Origin of the sequence: Cryobacterium sp. (genome assembly GCF_025463825.1) — a bacterium.
In the GTDB taxonomy this organism is placed as follows: Bacteria; Actinomycetota; Actinomycetes; order Actinomycetales; family Microbacteriaceae; genus Cryobacterium.
The window spans coordinates 1-22,054 of the sequence record NZ_JAODBG010000046.1; the positions used below are offsets into that span (position 1 = coordinate 1).

Annotated in this window: 23 protein-coding genes; 15 read left to right on the forward strand and 8 right to left on the reverse strand. The window is 68.6% G+C overall.

Features of this window, described 5'->3' with window-relative positions; translation table 11 throughout:
• Window positions 1-400: 400 nt before the first annotated feature.
• Together JWP54_RS05495 and JWP54_RS05500 are read left to right on the forward strand one after the other, a co-directional pair.
• Window positions 401-1,768 carry an MFS transporter gene (locus tag JWP54_RS05495; protein WP_297368449.1) on the forward strand — a complete coding sequence of 456 codons (1,368 nt, stop codon included), beginning with the start codon at window positions 401-403 and terminating at the stop codon, window positions 1,766-1,768.
• A gap of 45 nt (window positions 1,769-1,813) precedes the next feature.
• Window positions 1,814-3,667, forward strand: coding sequence for a glycoside hydrolase family 15 protein (locus JWP54_RS05500; protein WP_297368451.1), 1,854 nt, complete (start codon window positions 1,814-1,816; stop codon window positions 3,665-3,667).
• A gap of 65 nt (window positions 3,668-3,732) precedes the next feature.
• On the opposite strand, the gene JWP54_RS05505 is transcribed toward JWP54_RS05500, so the two are convergent.
• Both JWP54_RS05505 and JWP54_RS05510 read right to left on the reverse strand, forming a co-directional pair.
• Window positions 3,733-3,993 carry a zinc-ribbon domain-containing protein gene (locus JWP54_RS05505; RefSeq protein ID WP_297368453.1) on the reverse strand — a complete coding sequence of 87 codons (261 nt, stop codon included), beginning with the start codon at window positions 3,991-3,993 and terminating at the stop codon, window positions 3,733-3,735.
• 97 nt (window positions 3,994-4,090) lie between these two features.
• Window positions 4,091-4,369, reverse strand: coding sequence for a GlsB/YeaQ/YmgE family stress response membrane protein (locus tag JWP54_RS05510; RefSeq protein ID WP_297368455.1), 279 nt, complete (start codon window positions 4,367-4,369; stop codon window positions 4,091-4,093).
• A 163-nt stretch (window positions 4,370-4,532) separates the two neighbouring features.
• On the opposite strand from JWP54_RS05510, the gene JWP54_RS05515 reads away from it, so the two are divergent.
• The 4 genes from JWP54_RS05515 to JWP54_RS05530 all read left to right on the forward strand — a co-directional run bounded on the left by JWP54_RS05515 (window position 4,533) and on the right by JWP54_RS05530 (window position 7,352).
• A complete protein-coding gene (locus JWP54_RS05515) occupies window positions 4,533-5,177 on the forward strand; it encodes a response regulator transcription factor (protein ID WP_297368457.1) in 645 nt (214 codons plus the stop codon).
• A gap of 243 nt (window positions 5,178-5,420) precedes the next feature.
• Window positions 5,421-5,804: a hypothetical protein gene (locus tag JWP54_RS05520; protein WP_297368459.1), complete on the forward strand. Its 384-nt coding sequence runs from the start codon at window positions 5,421-5,423 to the stop codon at window positions 5,802-5,804.
• A gap of 88 nt (window positions 5,805-5,892) precedes the next feature.
• On the forward strand, window positions 5,893-6,402 hold the full coding sequence (locus JWP54_RS05525) for a DUF2231 domain-containing protein (protein WP_297368463.1): 510 nt from the start codon (window positions 5,893-5,895) through the stop codon (window positions 6,400-6,402).
• A gap of 17 nt (window positions 6,403-6,419) precedes the next feature.
• Entirely contained in the window at window positions 6,420-7,352 is a 933-nt protein-coding gene (locus JWP54_RS05530) for an SDR family oxidoreductase (protein ID WP_297368465.1), read from the forward strand.
• Between the two features lie 86 nt (window positions 7,353-7,438).
• On the opposite strand, the gene JWP54_RS05535 is transcribed toward JWP54_RS05530, so the two are convergent.
• Window positions 7,439-7,684: a hypothetical protein gene (locus JWP54_RS05535; RefSeq protein WP_297368467.1), complete on the reverse strand. Its 246-nt coding sequence runs from the start codon at window positions 7,682-7,684 to the stop codon at window positions 7,439-7,441.
• 143 nt (window positions 7,685-7,827) lie between these two features.
• Here JWP54_RS05535 and JWP54_RS05540 point away from each other — a divergent pair, with 143 nt between their 5' ends.
• From JWP54_RS05540 to JWP54_RS05555, 4 genes are all read left to right on the forward strand, one after another.
• Window positions 7,828-9,117, forward strand: a complete 1,290-nt coding sequence (locus tag JWP54_RS05540) for an ROK family transcriptional regulator (RefSeq protein ID WP_297368469.1) — start codon at window positions 7,828-7,830, stop codon at window positions 9,115-9,117.
• Window positions 9,118-9,199: 82 nt separating this feature from the next.
• Window positions 9,200-10,285: a sugar ABC transporter substrate-binding protein gene (locus tag JWP54_RS05545; RefSeq protein ID WP_297368471.1), complete on the forward strand. Its 1,086-nt coding sequence runs from the start codon at window positions 9,200-9,202 to the stop codon at window positions 10,283-10,285.
• 107 nt (window positions 10,286-10,392) lie between these two features.
• Window positions 10,393-11,250 (forward strand): ATP-binding cassette domain-containing protein, encoded by an 858-nt coding sequence (locus tag JWP54_RS05550; protein WP_297368474.1) that lies wholly within the window; start codon window positions 10,393-10,395, stop codon window positions 11,248-11,250.
• Window positions 11,247-12,548 (forward strand): sugar ABC transporter permease, encoded by a 1,302-nt coding sequence (locus JWP54_RS05555; RefSeq protein ID WP_297368478.1) that lies wholly within the window; start codon window positions 11,247-11,249, stop codon window positions 12,546-12,548. Before JWP54_RS05550 ends, JWP54_RS05555 begins: the two co-directional genes overlap by 4 nt.
• Window positions 12,549-12,677: 129 nt before the next feature.
• Here JWP54_RS05555 and JWP54_RS05560 read toward each other — a convergent pair whose 3' ends face one another.
• Entirely contained in the window at window positions 12,678-13,232 is a 555-nt protein-coding gene (locus JWP54_RS05560; protein ID WP_297368480.1) for a GNAT family N-acetyltransferase, read from the reverse strand.
• Window positions 13,233-13,384: 152 nt separating this feature from the next.
• Between JWP54_RS05560 and JWP54_RS05565 the strand changes: the two genes are divergently transcribed.
• Window positions 13,385-15,016, forward strand: coding sequence for a methyltransferase domain-containing protein (locus JWP54_RS05565; protein ID WP_297368482.1), 1,632 nt, complete (start codon window positions 13,385-13,387; stop codon window positions 15,014-15,016).
• Complete coding sequence (locus tag JWP54_RS05570) at window positions 15,013-15,291, forward strand: hypothetical protein (protein WP_297368485.1); 279 nt, start codon at window positions 15,013-15,015, stop codon at window positions 15,289-15,291. The genes JWP54_RS05565 and JWP54_RS05570 overlap by 4 nt, the downstream gene beginning before the upstream one ends.
• Here JWP54_RS05570 and JWP54_RS05575 read toward each other — a convergent pair.
• Window positions 15,288-16,214: a LysR family transcriptional regulator gene (locus JWP54_RS05575; RefSeq protein WP_297368488.1), complete on the reverse strand. Its 927-nt coding sequence runs from the start codon at window positions 16,212-16,214 to the stop codon at window positions 15,288-15,290. The genes JWP54_RS05570 and JWP54_RS05575 overlap by 4 nt on opposite strands.
• A 131-nt stretch (window positions 16,215-16,345) precedes the next feature.
• On the opposite strand from JWP54_RS05575, the gene JWP54_RS05580 reads away from it, so the two are divergent.
• The 3 genes from JWP54_RS05580 to JWP54_RS05590 all read left to right on the forward strand — a co-directional run bounded on the left by JWP54_RS05580 (window position 16,346) and on the right by JWP54_RS05590 (window position 19,095).
• Window positions 16,346-16,468, forward strand: coding sequence for a hypothetical protein (locus JWP54_RS05580; RefSeq protein WP_297368490.1), 123 nt, complete (start codon window positions 16,346-16,348; stop codon window positions 16,466-16,468).
• Between the two features lie 69 nt (window positions 16,469-16,537).
• Window positions 16,538-17,086 (forward strand): orotate phosphoribosyltransferase, encoded by a 549-nt coding sequence (pyrE, locus tag JWP54_RS05585; RefSeq protein ID WP_297368492.1) that lies wholly within the window; start codon window positions 16,538-16,540, stop codon window positions 17,084-17,086.
• Window positions 17,086-19,095: a septum formation family protein gene (locus JWP54_RS05590; protein WP_297368494.1), complete on the forward strand. Its 2,010-nt coding sequence runs from the start codon at window positions 17,086-17,088 to the stop codon at window positions 19,093-19,095. Before pyrE ends, JWP54_RS05590 begins: the two co-directional genes overlap by 1 nt.
• A gap of 87 nt (window positions 19,096-19,182) precedes the next feature.
• On the opposite strand, the gene JWP54_RS05595 is transcribed toward JWP54_RS05590, so the two are convergent.
• From JWP54_RS05595 to JWP54_RS05605, 3 genes are read right to left on the reverse strand one after another with little or no spacing between them, the layout of a single operon-like run.
• Entirely contained in the window at window positions 19,183-19,983 is an 801-nt protein-coding gene (locus JWP54_RS05595) for an HAD-IIA family hydrolase (RefSeq protein WP_297368496.1), read from the reverse strand.
• A gap of 42 nt (window positions 19,984-20,025) precedes the next feature.
• Window positions 20,026-20,670 (reverse strand): metal-dependent transcriptional regulator, encoded by a 645-nt coding sequence (locus JWP54_RS05600; protein WP_297368499.1) that lies wholly within the window; start codon window positions 20,668-20,670, stop codon window positions 20,026-20,028.
• 7 nt (window positions 20,671-20,677) lie between these two features.
• On the reverse strand, window positions 20,678-21,979 hold the full coding sequence (locus JWP54_RS05605; RefSeq protein WP_297368503.1) for an Nramp family divalent metal transporter: 1,302 nt from the start codon (window positions 21,977-21,979) through the stop codon (window positions 20,678-20,680).
• Window positions 21,980-22,054 lie beyond the last annotated feature (75 nt).

The following is a 22,054-nucleotide window of genomic DNA, read 5'->3' on the forward strand; positions in this document are numbered from 1 at the left end:
CCATCTCGACAGCGTTCCTTCGTTCCTTGTCCGTAAATCTCCGATGCGGACCGGACTTCCTTACTGCTCCCATGATTTCATCCAATCAAATTAGGAACACTGTCCGGAAGCACCGGGTCACCCCAGGCGATTGCGTCCTAAAGAACTCACTATCTCCTGATAAACAGGCTGCCGGAATGGCCCAAGTATCATCCGGACCGGGTGATAGCGCATCCCGCTGATCCCAGGCAACGTTTAGAACGCGGCATTCGAATGTCGCGGAGGAGGCAGAGCCATGGAGTCCATGGAACCGGCGGTAGTCGCCAGTTCGCGCGCTGGGCGCCGCGCCGGCGGCGAAGGTCGGTAGGGCCCGATGTCGTCGCACGCCGGGGTGCGGAGCGGGACTACCACGTTGTGGTCGTTGCTGCCCCTCGCACTCGCGCAGTTCATCTGCTCGTTCGCCGGCTCGAACATGAACGTCATGCTCAACGACATGAGCCAGGACCTCGACACAACGGTCCAGGGCATCCAGCTCTCGATCACCCTGTTCCTGCTCGTTATGGCGGCATTGATGATCCCGTTCGGCAAACTGACGGATCAGCTGGGGCGGAAAACCTGCCTGATCCTCGGTCTCGCCGTCTATGGAGTCGGGGCGGTCATCAGTGCCGTGTCGCCCGGGCTCGGCGTGCTCATCCTGGGCAACTCGATCCTGGAAGGCGCCGGTACCGCCCTGCTCATTCCCCCGGTCTACATCCTGGTCACGATGTACTGGACGGGGGTCGCGGATCGGGCTCGCGCGTTCGGCCTGGTCAGCGCTGCCGGCGGCGTCGGTGCGGCCACGGGTCCCCTGATCGGCGGATGGATCGCCGCGACGATCAGCTGGCGGGCGGCATTCGTGTTCCAGGCGCTCATCATCGTGCTCATCCTGATCCTCGCGGTGCGCCTCAAGGATCCGCGCGCCCGGGAACCGGGCAAGCCCTTCGACGTCATCGGGGCGGTGCTGTCGGCACTCGGGCTGATCGTGTTCGTGATCGGTATCCTGGCCTCCGACGACAACCTCCTCGCGTCGCTCGCGCTGATGGCGGCCGGTATCGGCGTGATCGCGCTGTTCTTTTGGTGGGTGCGGCGGCTGGAGCGGAAGGGTCGAGAGCCGTTGCTCTCGACCGCGCTGTTCAAGAACCGGGTCTCCAACCTGGGGCTGGTCACCCAGAACTTCCAGTGGCTGCTGCTGATGGGCATTTCGATGCTCGTGGCAAGCTATCTCCAGGTCGTCCGCAACTACGACGCGGTAGAGACAGGGGTCATTTTCAGCGCCGCCACCGTCGGCATCCTGGTGTCCTCTCTGGCCGCGGGATCGCTGGTGCGGCGGTTCACGCAGCGATCGCTGATCGTGGTCGGCTTCGTGGTCACGGGCGCCGGCCTGCTCCTCTTGCTGGCCGTGGCGACAGTACCGGGTGCCTGGGCGTTCGCGCCCGGGTTGCTGACGCTGGGCCTCGGGATCGGGCTGATGCTCACCCCGAGCGTCAACCTGGTGCAGTCGGCATTCCCCGAGGAACAGCAGGGGGAAATCAGCGGACTCTCCCGCAGCGTCTCAAATCTCGGGTCGAGCTTCGGGACGGCCATCGTGAGCACCCTCCTCGTGCTGAACGCGGATGCAGATGCGGGCGGGTACCTGGCGGCGATGGTGCCCCTTTTGGCCATCGCCGTCGGCGGAATCGTCATCTCGGTCTTCCTGCCCGGGCGCGCGAAGCTCTCCGCCTCGCCGACGAAAGTCGTGAGCACACCATGACCATCACACGTGCGGCAACGGCCCGCGGGAAGAGAGGACCACACCATGACCGACTACCCCAGGATCGCCGACCACGGCCTGATCGGAGACCTGCAGACAACGGCGTTGGTCTCGACGGATGGCACGATCGACTGGTTCTGCACCCCGCGGTTCGACTCGCCGAGCGTCTTCGCCTCGCTCCTGGACCACGCGAAGGGCGGGCATTTCAGCGCGCATCCGCAGGACGACACGTTCGAGACGAAGCAGCTCTACTTCCCCGACACGGCGATCCTGATCACCCGCTTCCTTACGGAGAACGGAGTGGGCGAGGTGGTCCACTTCATGCCGGTGACATCCGGAACACCCAGTGGTCACCATCGATTGCTGCGAATCATGCGCTGCGTGCGGGGCGCGATGACGTTCGACATCGAAATCGCGCCCCGGTTCGACTACGGCAGGCAACCGCACCGCACGACGGTCACCGACGACGGTGCGGCCTTCGTTTCCGACGACACCACCCTGACGATCGACCTCATCCGCGACTCGGGTGACAAACGGCTCGGGCGGGTCGAGCCGTCGAACGACGGTGATCTGCGGTTCTCGCTGAGCCTTCGGGAGTCGGAGATGCGTGGCATCGTGCTCGAGACCGGCGGCGATGCTTCCCCCCGGGTCGTCCCCGTCGCGGAAGCCCAGCGTCTGTTCGAGGACACCTCCCACTTCTGGCAGAACTGGGTCGGTCAGTCGACCTATGTGGGCCGGTGGCGTGAGGAACTGCAGCGCTCGGCCATCACCCTCAAACTGCTGACCTACGCACCGACGGGTGGCCTCGTCGCCGCGCCGACGGCCGGCCTCCCTGAGCAGATCGGCGGTGAACGCAACTGGGACTACCGCTTCACCTGGGCGCGAGACTCGTCCTTCTCCGTCAACACGCTGGTGCGCCTGGGCTTCACCGACGAGGCTGCCGCATTCGGCCGGTGGCTGCGGGACCGCGTCGTAGAACCCTTGGGCAGCGACTCCGGCCCGCTCAACATCATGTACCGGATCGACGGCGACCCCAACCTGTCCGAAGAGGTCCTCGCTGACTGGGAGGGCTATCGCGGCTCCTACCCGGTGCGGGTCGGCAATGGTGCCGCCGACCAGCTCCAGCTCGACATCTACGGGGAAGCCATGGAGGCCATCTTCAACGCCGACCGGGCTGGTGCCGGCATCGGCCAGGCTGGCTGGCTGGCCATCTGCAGGCTGCTCGAATGGCTCGCCGACCACTGGGACCAACCGGAAGAGGGGATCTGGGAAACCCGCGGCGGTCGCAAGGACTTCACCTACGGGCGCCTGATGTGCTGGGTCGCCTTCGATCGCGCCATCCGGCTGGCCACCGCGTACGGCCGTCCGGCGCCGCTGTCCCGGTGGATCGCCGAGCGCGACGCGATCTACAACCAGATCATGGAGAAGGGCTGGAATGCCGAACGCCGAGCGTTCGTGCAGCAGTACGGGGAGACGGTACTCGACGCCTCGCTGCTCAAGATGCTGCAGGTCGGCTTCATCTCGCCGCACGATCCGATCTGGACCGACACCATGACGGCGATCGAGGCCGAACTCGTGTCAGACAGTCTCGTCTACAGGTATGACCCGGATGCCTCGCCCGATGGTCTTCGAGGCTCGGAAGGCACGTTCTCGCTGTGCAGCTTCCTGTACGTCGACGCGCTCGCGCGAGGCGACCGGCTCGCCGAGGCACGCTTCACCTTCGAGAAAATGCTGACCTACGCCAACCACCTCGGGCTGTACGCCGAGGAGATCGCGCCGACCGGCGAACAGATCGGCAACTTCCCGCAGGCATTCACCCACCTGGCCCTGATCGACGCGGCCATCACCTTGAATGAGCGCCTCGACGAGCAAGCTCGCAAGGGGAGCCGCCGCCGCTGACCGTCACAACCCTTCGCGCCGGGCATGCGCGGCGGACCGAAACATCCTGGCCAGCCACGGCGTCCTTAAGGCTGGCGCTCGGCGTGCGTGCGCGCCCAGTCCAGGGAGTTGCGGACCTGGGCGGCGGAGAGTGCCGTGGTACCGCCGCACTGGGCGCAGACATTGACGTGCTTCGTCGATAGGGGGACCAGAGGGACGAAGAAGAGTGTGACTTTGGTCGAGCGCTTCACAACGTGTTGCTCGGCCAGGGTGTGGCAGTAGCCGCACACGAACGAGACGACATTGATCACGGCCTCGGAGGTTCGGGTGCCGAAGAGTAGAAACATGCGTCGATTCTCTCAGATTGTCACTGCGCGAACGAGGGCAGGGCTGCCGCCCGATCGGCCCCGGTGACCGGCCAGGTGACGGTCACCGGGAAACCGGTCAGTGGTGGGCAGTGCTCCGGCCGCTGACGCGGATGTAGATCAGGAGCACGATGATCGCGCCGATGATGGAACCGACGATTCCTGCCGGCTGGAAGAAGCCGTCCATCGGGTCGTGCTGGAAGATCAGGAAGCCGAGGAATCCGCCCACGAAGGACCCGACGATGCCGAGCACGATGGTCATCGGGATGCTGATGTTCTGCCGGCCGGGAACGACGAGGCGGGCGACGGCGCCGGCGATGATGCCGACGACGATGAGGCTGATGATGAGACCAAGCATTGTGGTCTCCTTCCTGTGTGGTGGAGCTGAGCGTTCGATGTAACCAGCGGTTGCTGGGCGATACACAGCCAGCCACCCCGAGGGAGGCGGCACCACACCCCTAGGGGCGTGGCCGAGTAGCCGCCCGAAGTAGTACGGTCCTACTATGTCTTCGACCCGGCCAGTGACCGTCTCCCTGGTCGACGACTATGACATCGTGCTGAAGGGCCTGGCGCACATGTTCGATCACTATCGGGACCGTGTGCTCGTCGGCGAGATCGATGCGAACGAGGGACTGGCCGACAGGACCGACATCGTGCTGTACGACTCCTTCGCCCAGCCCGAATCCGATCTGTCGGAGCTCTCGGCTCTCGTCCGGAACCCACGGGCCGGTCGCGTCGTTGTGTACACCTGGAACTTCCAGCCCGCGCTCATCAAGGATGCGATGGAACGGGGAGTCAGCGGTTACCTGTCCAAGACGTTGCCCGCCCGCGACCTCGTCGCCGCCCTGGGTTCGGTTCAGGCCGGCGAGATCGTCGTGAGTGATCCGCCGAAGCGTGCCGGCAGCGCGCCGGGACTGGACTGGCCGGGCCGCCGCGAAGGGATCACTGATCGCGAGTCCGAGATTCTGGCGCTCATCACCCAGGGCAAGAGCAATGCCGAGGTGGCGGCGCTCACTTACCTCAGTCCCAATACCGTGAAGTCCTACATTCGCAGCGTCTACGGCAAGATCGGCGTTGCCAGCCGGACCCAGGCCGTCTTGTGGGGCGTAGACCACGGCTTCACTCCCGACCATCACCGGATCGACAGCTGGCTCGGCGGCCCCTGAACGACCGCCGCCGGTGTCGATTGTCGTGCCGTCGATCGTCATACCTGTGTGTTCGACCGGTCAGGCCCGCCCGGTGCGCCGGCGCCCCGGGAACTCGGTAGCTTCCCAGGCGTGACCCAGACCTACGAAGTGCCCGCGGATTGGCCCGCTCCGCCTCCCGCAAGCCTTTGGTCCTGGTCAACGCGATCGCGTTCTCCAAGTCCTCGACTCCGCCGCCGGACCAGTGGACCTATTTCGTACATCGTGATCACCCTGGTCTGCGTGTGGGGGGCCGGCTGGCCGCACCTGCACGGGCTCGGCATCGGAAGTTCCGGCATCGCGCTCCGCTTCACGGCCGGCGCCGTCGATGTGGCCGGGGACTCGGTGACCTCGATCGGGGCGGTGTTCACCAACGCCGACAACCCCACGAAGGCCCACATCCCCGTTCTGCGAGTGTCGTACGCCGGCACCTTCGTCGACCTGAACGCCCAGATCCTCGGCGCCGCGCCCACCGTGGTCTACTGCGCACTCCGGTATTACTGGCAGAACCCCACGAGGCGTAAGGAATTCAGCACGACGGTCGCACAGAAACGGATGGCCCGCTGGCTTGCGCAGGTTCCCGCGGCCGGGGCAGGTGCAGCGAGCTAGCCGCAGGCACTGAACGAGGGTGCCACCCGTCGCCGCTTCGGGCTAGATTGCCGGTCTAACCGGTTCATCGAGCAGCACGGGAGATCAAATGAGCGACGAAGCCGCCCTCCGCAGGGCCAAGCGGCCACGGTCCATCCTGGCCGGGCCATACGGCCACCCCATCCACGCGATCATGGTCACCATCCCGATCGGCTCCTGGACCGCCGCCCTGATCTTTGACATCGTCGGGTTCTTCGCCGACGACCGCGAGACGTTCACCAGGGGAGCCCTGTGGCTCGTGGGCATCGGCATCGTCGGTGCGTTGCTGGCGGCGATCGTCGGCCTGCTGGACCTGAGCACGCTGGAGAAGGGCACCCGTGCCCGGCGGACCGCCTTGTTCCACCTCGCCTGCAACGCCGGCGCGATCGTGCTGTTCGCCGTGAGCTACCTGGTACGCCTGGGTGCAGACAAATCGGAGGTCAGCGTCACCGGCTTCGTGCTGAGCGTTCTCGCCTACCTGCTCATCGGCGTCTCGGGCATTCTTGGTGGTGAGCTCGTCTACCGGCATGGCGTGCGGGTGGCCGACGAAGCCACCCAGATCAAGGCGTACCGGCATTGACCGGGGCGGCACCCCGGATGAAGCGCACGGCGCGCAACAGCATCGGCCCCGGCACCATCGTCGTGGTGACCGGCGCTTCGAGCGGTATCGGCCGGGCCACGGCGCGGGCCTTCGCCCGGCGCGGCGCGACGGTGGTGCTGGCGGCACGCAGCGAAGAGGACCTGCGTGCCGTCGTGACGGAATGCCAGAAGGCCGGCGGGCACGCCCTGGCGGTGCCGACCGACCTTGCCGATGACGCGCAGGTGCGCGCACTGGTGGTGACAACCCTCGAGTTCTACGACCGGATCGACGTCTGGGTGGGTGCGGCATCCGTTTTCGGGTACGGGCAGTTCCTCGACGTGCCGGAGGAGGAATTCCGGCGCACCCTGCAGGTCAACCTGCTTGCGCAGGTGGAAAGCATGCGGATGGTGCTGCCCGACATGGTCCGCCGTCGGTCGGGCACCGTGATTTTCGTCGGCTCCCTCTTCTCGAAGGTCTCGCTGCCGTTTCTCTCGCCCTACGTCACCAGCAAGCACGCCCTGTTCGGCTTTGCCGAAACCCTCCGGCTGGAGCTGCGCGGCACCGGCGTGAACGTCTGCTCGGTCCTGCCGGCCACGGTGGATACGCCCATCTACCAGCACGCTGCCAACCGCACCGGTCGATCGGTGAAACCGATGCCGCCGGTGCTGCCGGCCAGCCGACTGGCGTCGGCCATCGTCGGTGTGGCCGCCCGCCCCCGTCCGGTCGTCACGGTCGGGCGCATCCAGAACGGTGCGGTCCTCGTCCGTCGGGTGGCTCCCCGGCTCTACGATGCCCTGGCCCGCCCCCTCGTGGAGCGCCTCGCGCTGGACACCCGGCCGGCGCCGCCGACGGCCGGAAACCTGTTCATCGCCCGGCCGGGCACCAACCGGGTCTCGGGCGGCTGGCGCCGCCGCCTCACCGCGCTGGCCCGCCGGGTGCCCCGGCCGTAAATAAGGAGATAGTGAGGACCCCAGGACCCAATCGCCGCAAGAGTCCTGATCTCCTCACTATCTCCTTCTTTCGGAGCTGGCTGGCCTCAGTCCGGCGCTTCCGGGCTCTCGCCGAAGGGCGGAAGATTGATGTCTTCCTCGTTCACCTCGACGTCGCCCCCGTCATCCGGGCCACCCGTTCCGGGTGCCACTTTGACCTTCTCTGCGGCATCCGGATCGATGGCCTCCGGCTGCGAGCCATCCTGCTTGGCCTGGGTCTCCTCCTCGCTTGCCGGGCTGTAACTCGTGTCCTTGCGGGTCTGTTCGGTGTCGCCGATGTCGCTGTCGGACATACGTATCTCCTCACGGATCGGTTGGAATGTGGCATCAAGCATGCACCAGCCGGGGTGCTCCTGCCTAGCGGAATTTCGATGGCAGAATCGAGCACTTTCCGAAAACGGCCCTTCCGGGCAGACCCGGCACTATCGTGTGGGGTGTGAGCAGCCGCCGCAATCCCGGATCGCAGTCCTCCCTGCGGGAGGCCAATCGCGCACGCATTGTCGAAGCGATCACCCACCACGGCGCCCTCACCCAGGTGGAGCTTGCCGGGGTCACCGGGCTGTCTCCGGCCACAGTCTCGAACATCGTGAAGGAGCAGGCCGCCGCCGGGGTGCTGCAGACCACTCCCACGTCGCGCAGTGGCCGCCGGGCGGTGCGGGTCACCCTCGCCAGGGAGATGGGCCTGGTGGTGGGCCTGCACGTGGCGAACCGGCAGTTGCGGCTGGCCCTGGCCGACGCCGGTCACCAGGTGCTGGCAGAGCGGATGTTGCCGCTGGCCCGCGACCACCGCGCCGACAGCGAACTCGACCGGGTGATGCTGCTCATCCTGGACACGGCCGAGTCCGTAGGCGCCGGCCTTGACGAGGTCCTCGCGGTGGGAGTGGGTCTGGCCGCGCCGGTGGACCCGCGCTCCGGCATCATCGCAACCCGGGGCCTGCTGCGCGGCTGGGACGGGGTTCCCGTGGCCGAGGAACTCGAATCGCGGCTGCACCGGCCGGTGTTCGTCGACAACGAGGCCAATCTGGGTGCGCTCGCCGAGTACCGCATGGGCGCCGCGCAGGGCTTCCGGCAGGCGGCGTACCTGCGCGTCTCGCACGGTGTGGGCGCCGGCTTGATCGTGGATGGCCGGGTCTATCGCGGCGGCAGCGGCAAGGCCGGCGAGATCGGCCACCTCACCCTCGACGAGCATGGTCAGGTCTGCCGGTGCGGCAGCCGCGGCTGCCTGGAGACCCTGGTCGGGTCGGCGGCGCTTGCCGCGAAGTTTCCCGGCAGCCATGTCGACGTCACCCTGCGTGACATCCTCCTGCGCGCCGATGCCGGTGACGCCAGTGCCCGCCGGGTCATCGCCGACGCCGGCCGGCACCTGGGCATCGCCCTGGCGGGCCTGAGCAACCTGATCGACCCGCACCGCATCGTGGTGGGCGGCGAGCTCGCCGAGGCCGGCGAACTGCTGCTCAGCCCGCTGCGGCACGCCCTCGAACGGTCCACGCTCGCCACGGCAGCCGGGGTGCCCGACGTGGTCAAGGGGGAGTTGGGCGAACGCGCGGAAGTGCTCGGCGCGGTGCTCTTCGCCATCGACCGGGCGGAGATCGTGGCCGGCCGATTCGACGCAGGGGACCGGGCGCCGGTCGCGGCCCCGCCTGCTCGGAGAGAGAGCGGAGTCACGTCGTTTCTGCCCCAGATGACTCGCGAAATCTCACCCGAACGGGGCGGCCTGGCCTCTTGAGTTCAAGCCTTGACGACATATGGCACCGGGGCCATGCTCGTTACACCGCCAACGAGGGTGGTCCCAGTAGGAGGCAAAAATCATGAGAAACCCCAGGAAGAGGTTCGCGCTCCTGGCAATTGTTCCACTCGCGACAGTGGGCGCCCTGGCCGCCTGTTCGCCGGCCGGTTCCGGCTCCGACAGCACCGACGGAGGCGGTTCCGCAGACGCCATCAAGATCGGCCTGCTCCTCCCCGAAACCAAGACCGCCCGGTACGAAGCATTCGACCGGCCCCTGTTCGAAGACAAGCTCACCTCGCTCGGCGACTACGACATCGTCTACGCCAACGCCGACCAGGATGCGTCCAAGCAGCAGCAGCAGGCTGAATCGGCGCTCACCGAAGGTGTCAAGGTGCTCGTTCTCGACCCCGTCGATGGAGCCGCAGCGGCGAGCATCGCCGAGGCCGCCGCAGCCCAGGATGTTCCGGTGATCTCGTACGACCGCCTGATCAAGAGCGACAAAGTGGACTACTACATCTCGTTCGACAACGAGCAGGTGGGGGTGCTCCAGGGCACGGCGCTGGTCGACAAGCTGCAGGCAGACGGCACGACCACGGGCATCATCATGATCAACGGTTCACCCACCGATGCCAACGCGGCCGATTTCAAGAAAGGCGCACACTCGGTGATCGATCCGAGCGGCATCCCGGTCCTCGCCGAGTACGACACCCCCGACTGGAGCCCTGACAAGGCCCAGGAGTGGGCGGCGGGTCAGGTCACCCAGTTCGGTACCGAGATCTCCGGCGTGTACGCGGCCAACGACGGCACCGCCGGTGGCGCCGTCGCCGCGATGAAGGCTGCCGGAACCGACCCGTGGCCGCCGGTGACCGGGCAGGACGCGGAGCTCGCCGGCATCCAGCGCATCGTGGCCGGCGATCAGTTCATGACCGTCTACAAGGCGATCAAGCTGGAGGCAGAATTGGCGGCGGAGGTCGCCGACCAGCTGGCCCAGGGCGAGACGCCGGAACCCGACACCACGTTCCAGGACATCCCATCGACGTTGCTCACCCCGGTGGTGGTCACGATCGACAACATCCAGGAGACGGTGATCGACGACGGCTTCTACACGGTGGACCAGATTTGCACGGACACCTACGCTGACGCGTGCGCCGCGGCCGGGCTGCAGTAGCCCGCCGAGCGAGCCGTCACCAACTGAACAGCCATGAACGGCCGGCCGGGGCATCGCTACCCACGATTGCGGGTCCCGGCCGGCTCCGCCCAGCAGGAGGAATCACAATGTCTGTGCTTTCCACCCCCGAAGCCGGCACCGGCGAGCTGGTGCTGTCGCTTCGCGGCATCGACAAGAACTTCGGCGCCGTGCAGGCTCTCACCGACATCGACCTCGATATCTACAGCGGCGAGGTGGTCGCGCTCGTCGGCGACAACGGGGCCGGTAAATCCACCCTGGTCAAGATCCTGGCGGGCGTGCACCCGCAAGACGGCGGCACGATCAAGTCCGGCGACCAGCGGGTATCGATCAACAACCCGGCCGAGTCCAACAACCTCGGAATCGCCACGGTCTACCAGGACCTGGCACTCTGCGACAACCTCGACGTGGTCGCCAATCTCTTCCTGGGCCATGAACTCGGCCGCGGCACCATCAACGAAGTCGAGATGGAGAAACGCTCGTGGAGCCTGCTCCGTCAGCTTTCCGCCCGTATCCCGTCGGTGCGCATCCCCGTCGCCTCGCTCTCCGGCGGCCAACGCCAGACCGTGGCGATCGCCCGGTCCCTGATCGGGGAACCCCGCATCGTGATCCTCGACGAACCCACCGCCGCGCTCGGCGTGGCCCAGACGGCGGAGGTGCTCAATCTGATCGAGCGCTTGCGCGAACGCGGCCTGGGCGTGGTGCTGATCAGCCACAACATGGCGGATGTGCAGGCCGTCGCCGACCGTATCGTCGTGCTACGGCTGGGGCGTAACAACGGGGAGTTCAAGGTGGCCGACGTCACCTACGAGGACATCATCGCGGCCATCACCGGCGCCAGCGACAACGCAGTGACCCGTCGCGCCCAGGCCAGGGTGGATGCCGCCGATGTCGGCGCGGCCGGCCGGCCGGCCGCCACCGCACTCCCCGAGGAGGAACGGCCATGACAACACCGACGTCGACCCCGCCGCAGCCCGCTCCGGAGGGAGCGCCGCCCACCGAGACCGTCCGACTGGCCGCCGTCGCTGCCGACCTGCAGGACGAACGCCTGATCCAGCCGCACGGCCTGGGCGGCACCGTGCGCGCGTTCGGCAAGCGGGTGCGTGCCGGCGACATCGGTTCGCTTCCCGTAGTCATCGGCCTGATCGTGATCTGGGTGGCCTTTTCGCTGCTCAACCCCAATTTCCTCTCCAGCACCAACCTGGTCAACCTGACCCTGCAGTGCGCGGCGGTCGGCACCATCTCGATCGGTATCGTGCTCGTGCTGCTCCTGGGCGAGATCGACCTGTCGGTCGGCTCGGTCAGCGGTCTGTCCGCCGCGATTCTCGCGGTCGGCTTCGTCAACCTGGGCTGGCCCCTGCCGGTCGCGCTGCTGGCATCGCTCCTGGTGGGTGTGGCGGTGGGGCTGCTCTACGGCTTCCTCTTCACCCGATTCGGGGTGCCGAGTTTCGTGATCACCCTCGCCGGGTTGCTCGGCTTCCTCGGACTGCAGCTGTGGGTGCTCGGCGACACCGGTTCGATCAACATCCCGTTCGACTCCTGGATCGTGCAATTCGCCCAGCAGTGGTTCCTGCCCGACTGGCTCTCCTACGTGCTCGTGGTGCTCACCGTGCTCGCCTACGCGGCGCAGCTGTTCTTCACCGCGAACCGGCGGACAGCGGCCGGACTCTCCGCCGTGACGCCGACAACGATCGTGGTGCGCAGCGTGTTCCTGCTGCTGGTGTTGGGCGTGCCCGCCTGGTACCTCAACCTCACCCGCGGGGTCGGCGCGATGTTCCTGTTGTTCCTGGTGCTGGTGGTGGTGATGAACTTCTTCCTCACCCGCACCCGGTGGGGTCGCTCGGTCTACGCGGTGGGCGGCAACGTCGAGGCCGCGCGCAGGTCGGGTATCAACGTCACCGGGGTCTACGTCTCCGTGTTCGTGCTCTGTTCCACCTTCGCGGCGCTGGGCGGTCTTCTCGCCGCCGGTCGGCTGGCGGCGGCCAACCAGGGCTCGGGCGGCGGCGACACCAACCTGAATGCCATCGCTGCGGCGGTGATCGGTGGCGCCAGCCTCTTCGGTGGCCGGGGCACGGCGTTCTCCGCCCTGCTGGGCATCCTGGTGATCCAGTCGATCTCCAGCGGACTGACCCTGCTCAACCTGGACTCGTCGATCCGGTACATGATCACCGGCGCGGTGCTGCTGCTGGCGGTCATCGTCGACTCCCTGTCCCGACGGACGCGGGTATCGCACGGGAGAGCCTGACCGCGCCTTTCGGCCCGGGGCCGGGCGGAGGCGCTTGAAGCCCGAAAAAGGCAATAGCGAAGGTAAAAGGACGCAAGCGGCTATCGCGTCCTCAAGAACCCGCTATGTCCTTTTCTGCGTCTCCGGTACTTACACCTCGAGGCCGTCGCGGATGATCGACTGGCCGACCGGCCAGTCCGCGAACGACGCCGTCACCGGCAGCACCAGAGCGGGACCGGTATAGGTCTCCGGCTGCAGGTCGGTGTCGATCATCCGGGTCACCTGGCCGGTCGCCGGCCGCCAACCGCCGCCGGCGTAGAACGCCACCAGGTCCGGGGCACAGGTGAGGAAGCCGAACGGCAGGGCCAGTGATCGCAGGGCCGCGGCGGCTTCCGCGAGCAGCCGACCGCCCAGCCCGTTGCCCTGGTAGTCGGGATCGACGCCGACGAGGCCCACATCAGCGACCAGCTGGGACTCGCCGGTCTCCAGGCGCAGCATCCGTCGGATGAACCCGAGGTGAGCGACCGGGCGTCCCGAGTGGTAGCCGATCACCCGGGCTTCCGGGCGGGCGCCGAACCAGCTGTGCGCACCGGTGAAGGTGGCCGCGTCGCGCGGGTAGTAGCGCGCGAACAGGGCCGCCAGTGCGGCGTGGTCGTGCTCCGACAGGTCGGCTTCCCAGCGCAGTGTCCACTCGATCTCAGGCATCCAGCCAGCCTAATCCCGCTCCCCGTGGCCACGACGAGCGCCGTCGAGCGCCTAGCACGCGGAGGTGACGCTAAAATGGCTCCTTGAAAGCTGGCGCGGCAACATCGGGTGAACTTTTCACTCTGCTCCAACACGCCAGACGACCACCAACGATGAAGCTCCATCTCGCTGATGCACTGCTGGACGTCGACGCCGACGTGGATGTCAGCCGAGCCGTCGAGATCCGGGTATCCGACCGTCGAGTCATGACCCTGGCTCCCCTGCCGAGCGAGGCGCGGACCGAGGCAGAAGTTTCCGTGGTGGACGACCCCGAGGCGGAGCCCGGCGACCCGGATGCCACCGAGGTGCGTAGAGGGGCTGCTGCCCGGGTCGAACCGCCCGACCCCGTGCGGTACCGGCTGCCACCGGCCTTCGGCGCCACCCTGGCCGGCTCGGGGGAGTTGTCGCTGCACTACTCCGACACCGGTGCCCTGATCGCCCGCGCGCACGTGACGGCGGACATCGAACCGGACTCCGGCGGCCTACGGTTCGTGGACGCTGCCGGGAACCCGGTGGTGCTCAACAAATGGGGACATCGCTCCATCACCTTCGGCGATGCCTCGGCGGAGATGATCACCGGACTGCTTCGGCACACCCGCCAGGTGATCGCGCGGATCACCGAATTCGGTCTCCAGCCGTGGCTGATGGGCGGCACGCTGCTGGGTGCCGTGCGCACCGGCGAACTGCTGCCGCATGACGACGATGCCGACCTCGGCTACGTCAGCGCGCACACCAACCCGGTGGATGCCGCGCTGGAGAGCTTCGCCCTCCAGCGCTTCCTCGAGTCCGCCGGCCACACCGTCATCCGGTACAGCGCCACCCAGTTGCAGGTCCTGTTCCCCGACGGAACCGGCCCGGGTTTCCACGTCGACATTTTCGGCGGGTTCTACCGCGACCAAATGTTCATGCAACCGTTCCACGTGCGAGCCGCCCTGCCGCCCGCGATCTTCGAGGACCTGCACCCGATCAGCCTGGCCGGCTGGGAGTTCCCTGCCCCGAACCCGCCCGGGCCCTGGCTCGAGGCGAACTACGGCCCCGACTGGCGGGTCCCGGACACCGGACACCGGTTCATCACACCGGCCACCGCGGCGGACCGGTTCATCAACTGGTTCGGCAACCTCAACCAACACCTCGATTTCTGGGACGAGTACTACGCCGACCGCGACGCCGGGCACCGCGCGCCGTCGGCGCTCGCCGTGGGACTCCTGGCGGGCGCCCCGGCCGACGCCACCATCTTCGAACTGGGTCACGGCAGCGGCGACGATCTCGCGCACCTGGCCGGCCACGGGCACCGGGTCGTCGGCATCGATTACTCCCGCTCGGCCGCCGCCGCCGCGCGGACGCGGCTGGGGTCCGCCTACCCGGCCGTGGAGCTCCTTCACCTGGACCTGGGTGACCGCCGCCAGACCCTCGCACTCGCCCGCCGCCAGACGCGCGCGGCCACGCCGGTGCGCGTCCTCGCCGTGGACCTGCTGCACGTTCTCACGATCGAGGCCCGGCCGGGTGTGCTCACGCTGGTGCGGCACCTGCTCGGCCCCGACGACGAATGGCACGTGAGCTTTCCCACCGAACTGGCCAGCCGGTTCGACGTGGACGACCCCACCACCTGGCACCTCACTGTGGACCAGTTCCGCAGCCTGGTGGCTACCGAACCCGGCCTCCGGATCGACTCGATCCAGGTCGACCTTCAGACGGACCGGCGCCCCGCCGCGGCCATCGTTGTCAGAACAGGACCACCGCTGTGATCGGAAAGACCCTCGCTGCCTCCCTCGTCCGGCGGTTCGCCCCGGACACCGTGCGCTCCCTGGACGACCTGGCGGCGCTCCGCCGCCAGGGCGAGACCCTGCAGGGGCTGATCGATCGGGCCGACCGGCTGGAGGCCCGCGTGGCCGAACTGGCCGAGCTGGAATACGCGGTCAACGAGTTGAGGCAGGACTCCCTGCGCATCGCCGAGCTCGCCGACCTCGTGGTCACCGGCGTCGGCGCCCCCGTCTCGGGCGTCGCCGCGCAGTCACGCTAGCCGGCCGCCGCGGCATGCTCGGCCTGCACCTGGGTGGCCCGGGCGCGTAACGCCTCCAGCACCGTGCGCACCGCCAGCCGTTCCGCCCGGTCGGGGCGCATCAGCGCCACGATCTGCCGCTCGGCGTCCAGCCCGCGCAGGGGCTTGAGCACCATCCGGCCCGGCTGGTCGCCGCTGGAGGTATAGCGGGGAACCAGGGCGATGCCCAGGCCGGCCATGACGAACGCCTCGATCAGGCGCATATCCGCGAACTGCTGCGTCACTCGGGCGCGCCCATTGGTCTGCAGTTCGATGTCGTGCAGGATGCGTTCGAACGGGTAGCCGACCGGAACGCCGATCCAGGTTTCGCCGATCACGTCGCTCGCACCCAGCGACGCCCGGCCGACCAGCCGGTGATCGGCCGGCAAGCCCACGTCGAGCGGCTCCGTCATGAGCGGCACCGAGGTGAGGCCACGACCACCCCAGGTGTGCTGGCCGCGCATGCTGTGCGCGAGCACGATGTCGTACTCGGAGGTGAGCGCGGGAAAGTCGCTGAGTTCCGGGTCCATGTCGGTGCAGTGCACCGCCAGGCCGTCGTGGGCGGCGAGGTCCAGCAACGCCCCCGGCAGCAACATCTGCCCGGCGGTGGGAAACGTCACTAGGCTCACGTCGCCAGTGGCCCGGTTGCGGAAGGTGTCCCAGACCGCCGTCGCCCGCTCCAGGGCGACGGCGATATCGGTGGCGCTCGCGGCCAGCGCACGACCGGCATCGGTGAGCACGAGACCGCGACCGCTGCGTTCGGTCAGCGGCAGGCCGGCCTCCCGCTCGAGCACTTTGAGCTGTTGCGACACCGCGGACGGGGTGCGGTGGGTGGCGCGCGCCACGGCGGTCACGCTGCCGCGATCGGCCAGTTCGCGGAGCAGTTCGAGACGCTGAACATCCATTAAGCCAGACTACATAGTCATTGCAAATCAATGTGATTGTGCTGAATGGTTGTAGGTGGTGTGATGATGGTGTCGGTTACCGGGCACCAGCCCGACGTGACACGGCCAACCACTCCTCGAAAGGCACGTCCGTGTTCGTATTCATGCTCCTCATCTCCCTTGTCGCCGTCGCCTCCATCGTCGGTACCGTCGTCGCCGTCGGCAAGGACGGTCACGGCCGCATCCCCGAGCGCAAGTTCGTTCGCAGCTTCTGAGCCGTCCCGTCTCTAAGCCCCCGCCGGGGGCGCGGGACTCCCCACGGTCAAGTGGCCTAAAGTGGATTTGTGACGGATACACGCAAACAGCTCATCGACCACATTTCGGCCGACGCCGTCTTCCACGGTGACTTCACCCTCACCAGCGGCAAGAAGGCCACCTATTACGTCGACCTTCGCAAGGTCAGCCTCGACCACCGGGTCGCCCCGCTGATCGGGCAGGTGATGCTCGACCTCATCAAGGACGTCCCGGATGTCGCCGCCGTCGGCGGCATGACGATGGGGGCCGACCCCGTCGCCACTGCGATCCTGCATCAGGGGGCCGCTCGCGGGCTGGCCTATGACGCTTTCGTCGTGCGCAAGGAGCCCAAAGACCACGGCCGCGGCCGTCAGGTGGAGGGCCCCGACCTGGCGGGCAAGAAGGTCATCGTGCTCGAAGACACCTCCACAACCGGTGGCTCGCCGCTGGCCGCCATCGAAGCACTGCTCAAGGTGGGCGCAATCATCGCCGGCGTCGCCGTGGTCGTGGACCGCAATACCGGTGCCCGTGAAGTCATCGAAGCAGCGGGGTATCCGTACTACGCCGCCATTGGTCTCGAGGACCTGGGACTGAGCTGATGCCCGACCAGCGGGACGGAAACGACGAAGACGCCCTCGGCATCGACTGGCTCGCCGCGCAGCTCACCGACGACGATGATGAGGGCGCCGACCAGGAGGCCGGCGGTACCGTCGGTCCTGGGTCCGATGCCGATCACGAGTCCGCGCCCACCGTCGCGCTGCCGGTCGTTCCGCCCGCTGCGCCGCCGGCGTCGTCCCGCGAACTGCGTTTTTCCAGCACGGCGGCCGGAACCGATGATTCTGCACGGTCCACCCCGGCAGAGAACTTCCCCACTCGCGCCGAGCGGGTCGAAGCCGAGCGCGCCGAAGCCGACCGGATCGAGGCCGAGCGGGTCGACGCCGAACGGGTGGTGGCGATCCGTGCCGCGGCCGATCGTGCCGCCGCGGAACGCGCCGCCGCTGACCGTGCTGCCGCCGAGCGGGTCGAGGCCGAGCGGGCCGAGGCCGAGCGGGTTGAAGCCCAGCGTGCCCAGGCGGTGCGTGCCGAGGCGGTGCGTGCCGAGGTGGAACGCGCCGAGCGCGCCGAACTCCAAGCCCGGCGGGCCCAGGCGGAGCGCGCCGAGGCCGAGCGAACCAACGCCGAACGGGCCGCTGCCGAGCGGGCCGCCGCTGATCGTGCTGAAGCCGAACAAGCCGCGGCGCCGGCGTCGGCGTCCGACGACGACCCCAGCACCGGGGACAGCGGCGAGCTCGACGAGTCCACAGACGACACCGGCCCCGGTGTCTTCCTCTGGGGCCTCACACCGACCATCGAGCCCGATCCCGTCGTCGAGTCGCGTCGAGCGGAAGCCAAGGCCGCGCACACACCCGCACCAGCAGCCGTCCAGCCCGCCGCTCCGGCACCCGCCGCTCCGGCACCCGCCGCTCCGGCACCGTCCGCGGAATTCGCCGAGGCAGCCGCGGCCGAGCGGGTTCCTCCGGCGCCCGCAACGGCCCCGGCTGCCGGGGTCGGCATAGCTGTGCCACCGCCCGTGACCGCGACGTCGGTACCGGCCGAACCCACCGAGCCGATCGCCAAGGCGCCGTTCACCGCCCGCCGCCCGCTATCCGACCCGGAAGCCGCGCCGTGGTGGACCACACCCGCCCAGGCCAGACTCGAACCCACCGACGACGAGAGGGCCGCCGCTCAGGCGCGTCGCACCGCGCCGGGACCCCTGGCAATCGGTGCGGCCACACGGACCATCGGCGCGGGCGCGGGTGTAGCAGCCGGTTCGGCCTCTGCCGACACGGGCCCGTCCCAGCCGGGCTCCGCCGCCGTGTCCGCCGTTCCCGTCTCCGCAGCGGCCGCTGCCGCGGTCGGCGCCACCGCCGCCCCGCTAGCACCGGTGGCCGTTGCGGCCGGCGCCGACCGGGCAGCCAGTCGCTCCGGGTCGATCCCCGCCGCCACATTCGGAACCCCGGCCGGCGCCGGCGATACCACGGCCGGCGGCCCGCCGCGCCGCGCCAGCAGGCGCACCCTCGCTTGGGCCGGCACGGCAGTGCTGGCCGTGCTCGTGATCATCGGGCTGTTCTTCCTGGCGCAGAGCCTGAACCGCACCCCGGTCGCCGCGCCCGTCGCCACGGAGTCAGAGGCCGCATCCGCCGAGCCGACCCCGACCCCCACTCCGACGCCGGACCCCACCGCGCCGCAGCCCGCCGGCGTGCACGCCTGGGACACCATGTTCGGCTCCGAATGCCTCGAGCCGTACACGTCACCGTGGGACGAGGAGTTCACCGTCGTGGACTGCGCCACCCCGCACGCCGCGCAGCTGGTCTACCGAGGCGTCCTCGAGGGGGAGAGCGGCTCCGAGTTCCCCGGTGAGCAGGCCTTCGCCGAGCAGATCAACGTGCTGTGCAGCGCCCCCGGCGTGATCGACTTCGCTGCGGCCGCCGACTACGACGACCTCCAGCTGCAGGGCAGCTACCCGGTAACCGCCGAGCAGTGGGCCGACGGTGACCGGTACTTCTACTGCTTCGCCAGCCGGTCCTCCGGAGAACCGCTCACCACGAGCGTGGCTCCGGTCGCGTAACCGGCACCACCGAGCTCGGCAGCAGCCGCGCTTCAACGATCGAAGCCGGGCCCGCGGGCCCGGCTTCGTCGTCTGATCCGGCTACCGCTAGATCGCGTCGGACTCGATCGGCTCCGCGTGGAGCAGCTGGTGCACGCCGTCGAGGATCTCGTCCGGGCGGAACGGGTATCGGGCGATCTCGGTCGTGTCGCTGATACCGGTGAGCACCAGCACGGTGTGCAGCCCGGCCTCGATGCCGGCGACGATGTCGGTGTCCATCCGGTCGCCGATCATGCCGGTGTTCTCCGAGTGCGCGCCGATGCGGTTCATCGCCGAGCGGAACATCATCGGGTTGGGCTTGCCCACCACATAGGGCTCCATGCCGGTGGCCTTGGTGATCAGCGCGGCGATCGCACCGGTGGCCGGCATCGGGCCCTCGGCGCTGGGTCCGGTCGCATCCGGGTTGGTCACAATGAACCGGGCACCCTTGAGCAGCAGCCGGATGGCCTTGGTGATGGCCTCGAACGAGTAGTTGCGGGTCTCACCCACCACCACGTAATCGGGGCTGGTCTCGGTCATGATGAATCCGGCCTCGTGCAGCGCCGTGGTCAGCCCCACCTCGCCGATGACGAACGCCGTGCCGCCCGGGCTCTGCTGCTTGAGGAAATCGGCCGTGGCCAGGGCCGACGTCCAGATGCGTTCCTCCGGCACGTTGAGGCCGGACGAGCGCAGGCGCGCGGACAGGTCGCGCGGGGTGAAGATCGAGTTATTGGTGAGCACCAGGAACGGCGTGCCCGCATCGGTCCACTGCTGCAGCAGCTCGGCGGCACCGGGCAGGGCCTGGTTTTCGTGCACCAGCACCCCGTCCATGTCGGTGAGCCAGCATTCGATCTCGTCACGGGTTCTCATGCCCCCAGACTATCGAAGGAGGATTCGCGAGCGAGCCCTGGGTCAGCTGGTGAGCCAGACCGACGCCGCCACGTCGGGGCTGAACGAATGTGGCACACCCGCGGCCAGGCGTACGGTGCCGGCGTCGAGCACGGTGAGGCTGCTGCCCGGCCCGATCCCCGCCTCGGCGAGGGACCGCAGAATGGCCGGGTCCCGGTCGCTCACCCGCAGCACGGTCCCGGTGTGGCCGGTCGCCGCGTCCGCCAGCAGCACGGCCGGCACCCGCGCGGTGGAGCCGTCGGCGGCGGGGATGAGGTCGCCATGCGGGTCGCTGGTCGGGCGGCCCAGGTGGGCGTCGATCGCTTCGAGGAGCCGGTCCGAGATGGAGTGCTCGAGCACTTCGGCCTCGTCGTGCACCTCGTCCCAGGTGTAACCGAGCTCGCGCACCAGCCAGGTCTCGATCAGCCGGTGCCGGCGCACCACCGCGGTGGCGCGCAGCCGGCCGGCGGCGGTGAGGGTGAGCGGGCCGTACGGCACGTGGGCGATGAACCCGCCGGCGGCCAGCTTCTTCACCATCTCCGTCACCGACGAGGGAGCGATGCCCAACCGGTCGGCGAGCACCTTGGGGGTGATCGGCTCCGGCTGCCACTCGGTATGCGCGTAGATCGTCTTGAGGTAGTCCTCGGCGGCGGGAGTGGGTGGTTTCATGGCGTCTTCAGGCTATCGGGCCGGGGCAGGGGGCGGAGAAGACCAGCACCAGCAACACGGCGTTCAGGGTCACCAGCAGCACGGCCGCGACGGCGCCGGCGGCCGTGGTGAACCAGCGGTTGGCGAACTCGCCGAGCAGGCCCCGCTGGGCGGTGAGCCAGACCAGCGGGATCAGCGCGAAGGGAATGCCGAAGGACAGCACCACTTGGCTGAGCACCAGGGCCTGGGTGGGGTCGAAGCCGACGCCGAGGATCAGCAGCGCCGGGATCAGGGTGACCAGGCGGCGTAGCAGCAGTGGGATCCGCACCTTCAGTAGGCCGTGCATGATCTCGGCACCGGCGTAGGCGCCCACCGACGTGGAGGCGAGGCCGGAGGCGAGCAGGCCGACCGCGAACACCGTGGCGACCACCGGCCCCAGCGTGGCCGCCAGGGCCGCGTGGGCGCCCTCGAGGGAGTCGGTGCCCGGCACGCCCTGGAGGGCCGCCGCGGCGAGCAGCAGGATGGCGAGGTTGACAGTGCCGGCGATGGCCATCGCGATGGTGACGTCCCACTTGGTCGCCCAGAGGAGCCGCTTCGTCGCGGCGGGGCCGTCCTGCATCGGGAACCGGTCCCGGGTGAGGGCCGAGTGCGCGTAGATGGCGTGCGGCATGATGGTGGCGCCGAGGATGGAGGCCGCCAGCAGCACCGAGTCGGCACCGTCGAAGCGCGGCACGAGGCCGTCGAGAACGGAGCCGGCGTCGGGCGGTGCGAAGAACACCCCGGCGGCAAAGCCCACCGTGATGATGAGCAGCAGTGCCACGATCACCCGTTCGAAGACCCGTGGACCACGGCGGGTCTGCACGGTGAGCACCAGCATCGAGATGACGCCGGTGATCACGCCGCCGGCCAGCAGCGGCAGCCCGAACAGCAGGTTGAGGGCGACGGCGCCGCCGATGATCTCGGCCAGGTCGGTGGCCATGGCCACGAGCTCGGCCTGGATCCAGTACAGCCGGCGTGCGGAGGGCCGGCGCAGCCGCACTCCGAGCACTTCCGGCAGGCTGGTTCCGGTGACGATGCCGAGCTTGGCGGAGAGGTACTGAATCAGCCAGGCCATCAGGTTGCCCGCCACGACGACCCAGACGAGCAGGTACCCGTAGCGGGTGCCGGCGGTCATGTTGCTGGCGACGTTGCCCGGGTCGAGGTAGGCGACGCCGGCCACGAGGGCGGGGCCGAGCAGCCAGAGCAGGCGGGTCGAGGCGACGCCGCTCGGCGCGGGCGGGGTGGCGGACTCCGTTCCGGTCGCGGCGCCGGTCGGCTGGGATTGAGGCATGCCGAAATTCTAGCGACTATTTAGGCATCCCGAAATCTCCGGGCGTCCGGAGCTGGCCCCGCGTGGGGGAGGAGG